Below are 1,344 nucleotides of genomic sequence, written 5' to 3'. Positions count from 1 at the left end.
AATGGGTGGGGTGCGGGCGTGGGTAGCGCCTACAGTGTCGAGTGGCAGTGTCGGGGCAAGGCTCTCTATGCTGCCCGATTGCGTAGCGCCGCCTGTATTGCCCGCCGCATCCGTAATGCTGGCTTGTACACTGTAGCTACCATCAGGTAATTCTGGGCTGATTGCTTGCCAGTTGCCGTTGACATCCACGGTGGCGGTGAGCGGTGTTTCATCGCCATTACTGTCGGTGATTACAATGTTTACAACTGTGCCTTCTGGCTCAGTTGAAGTACCACTAATAATTGGTGTGCTGTCGTTTCCAAGCCCCAGTGCATCCACAGTTACAACCGGGGTAATGGTATCTACATTACCACTGCTGTTGGCGGTGCTCTCATTGCCTGCGGCGTCAGTAATACTGGCCGTTACAGTAAAGTCACCTTGTGCCAGGGCACTTGGCACTTCAATATCCCAATGCCCATCCGTACCAACGGTGGTGGTAATGGTTTGCACAGCGCCATCACTGTCGGTCACGGTGAGTGTTACCGTGCCGCCAATTTCGTTACTCGTGCCTTGCAGTGTCGGGGTTAAGTCGTTTATGTCGCCTACATTTTGTATCGTAAGCGTTGGCGCTTGCGTGTCGATAGCCGTGGTTTCACTCACGGTGGTTTCGTTGCCTACGCTATCGCGTACGCTCACTTCAATCGTGCTTTCACCTTCACTGAGTGGTGTCGCTGGGGTGGCGCTCCACTCGCCGTTGGCATCAACAAGGGCGGTAATGGTTTGTGGGTTACCGTCACTGTCGGTCACCACAATCGTGACTTGTGCGCCTTCGCCTGCGTCACTTGTGCCGCTGATTATAGGCGTGTTGCTATTGCTTTGTGCATCCACCTCAACTGTGAGTGTAGGTGGTGTGTTATCAAAGTCATCTGAGCTGATTGTGCGTGTGTTCCCTGCTGCATCTGTGGCTGTGGCAATCACAGAGCCTACATCCAGTAGTGATACATCAAGCCCCACCAAAGACCAATTACCGTTGGCATCGGTTGTGGTGGTGTAAGTTACACCCACACCCCCGCCAATAAGTTGCTCGGTGATGGTGATTTCACTGCCTGCTGACAGGTCAGACGTACCACTTAGGGTAACCAATAAACCAAGCTCGAAGGTCGGCGTAAAGGCAAGAGCCGGTGGAGTTACATCCACTTCACCGCTGTCTGTCCCTGTGCCCGTGTTACCCGCCGCATCGGTAATGCTGGCGCTAACACTGTAGTTGCCTTCAGCTAAATCAGTCGCTGGGGTGGCACTCCAATTACCATTCGCATCGGTTTGTACATCAATAGTTTGTACGGCATTGGCTGCATCGGTAAAGGT

At 53.3% G+C, this 1,344-nt stretch carries 1 protein-coding gene; it reads right to left on the bottom strand.

All coding sequences use genetic code 11. The annotated features are described in order from the left end of the window. Positions 1-1,344: Ig-like domain-containing protein (locus CWC04_RS16125; RefSeq protein WP_171038587.1), on the bottom strand; the 1,344-nt coding region annotated here is incomplete at both ends.

It is taken from the genome of Pseudoalteromonas sp. S2893 (assembly GCF_005887105.1).
Taxonomy (GTDB): Bacteria; Pseudomonadota; Gammaproteobacteria; order Enterobacterales; family Alteromonadaceae; genus Pseudoalteromonas; species Pseudoalteromonas atlantica.
Note: the sequence above shows the minus strand (reverse complement) of the source record. Positions and strands in the feature narration are given on the sequence as shown.